Source organism: uncultured Ligilactobacillus sp. (assembly GCF_948826705.1).
GTDB lineage: Bacteria > Bacillota > Bacilli > Lactobacillales > Lactobacillaceae > Ligilactobacillus.
The window spans coordinates 1-1,005 of sequence record NZ_CAQLEL010000160.1 but is presented as its reverse complement, the minus strand read 5'-3'; the positions used below and the strand labels follow the sequence as shown (position 1 = coordinate 1,005).

Below are 1,005 nucleotides of genomic sequence, written 5' to 3'. Positions count from 1 at the left end.
TTTCCCTGGAATATATGCCTTTTTTGTGTTAGTTGGAATAGTGATCGAATTGCGTTGGGAGTGATCGTTCTTGAGTGATCAAGTGTGGGTTGCCGTGATTTCTACGCTTGGATCAATTATTGTTGCGTGGATCACGGCAACTTCGAATAGCAGAAAAGCTAGCAAGAAAGAAGAAGCTAGCGAATTAGAAAAGCTTAGAGAAGAAAACGCTAAGCTCAGATCAAAATTGAAAAGTAGGGGGAACAAGAAAAATGAACACAAATGAATTAGTAGTCACGTTGTTAGCTACAGTTTTGACTGCAGTTATCAGTTACTGTGGTAATGTGCTTGTGAAAAATAATCGAGCATTGACGATTTTGCGAGCACTTGAGCCACTCGCGAAAGACGCAGTGATCGCAGCTCAAAAATTAGGCGTTACAGAATACTTAAGTGGAGTAGCGAAGAAAAATCATGCGGTGCAAGTTGTTGCTCAGGCGCTCTCAGACGCAGGTTTCACGGTCAAAGATGAACAAGTCATCAAGAGCGCAGTAGAAAAAGCATATGCGCAACAACGTGATTTATTGAAGCAGTATCCACAAAAAGAAAAGGAGGATTGATCTAGTTGAATAAGAAGAAATTCATTTTAGGAGTTGTCGCATCGACAGCTCTTTTTTTATCTGGTCCGATCGCAGATAATGTGGTTCAAAACGTAGAAAAAGCGCCTGCAATTATGCAAAAACTCGCGCAAGTTGATCAAATCAAAGCTGATGAACGAGAATTTGGTACTGATACATCTAAGTACCAAGGTCCAAATGCGCAAAAAGCCAAAGGCAGTGATACCTTTAGCATTGCACAGATCGGTGGCGCTGTTGGCAATGAAATCTATGATCAATGGACATATAAGACACAGATCAGTACCGGGATTGCGATGGGTCTGCGTATGCACACATACATTTGGATGGAGACAGGATCTAATAAGATGCAGACTGCACGTATGCTGAACTATCACTTACCTAAAATTCAAAC

Annotated in this window: 2 protein-coding genes and 1 pseudogene; all 3 read left to right on the top strand. The window is 41.2% G+C overall.

Annotation, left to right across the window (positions count from 1 at the left end):
- The first annotated feature begins 70 nt into the window (after nucleotides 1-70).
- Complete coding sequence (locus tag Q9Q35_RS11840; protein ID WP_304653549.1) at nucleotides 71-265, top strand: hypothetical protein; 195 nt, start codon at nucleotides 71-73, stop codon at nucleotides 263-265.
- Nucleotides 252-596, top strand: a complete 345-nt coding sequence (locus tag Q9Q35_RS11835) for a phage holin, LLH family (RefSeq protein WP_119448214.1) — start codon at nucleotides 252-254, stop codon at nucleotides 594-596. The genes Q9Q35_RS11840 and Q9Q35_RS11835 overlap by 14 nt, the downstream gene beginning before the upstream one ends.
- A gap of 5 nt (nucleotides 597-601) precedes the next feature.
- Nucleotides 602-1,005: pseudogene (locus tag Q9Q35_RS11830) on the top strand (1,4-beta-N-acetylmuramidase); the annotation flags it as partial.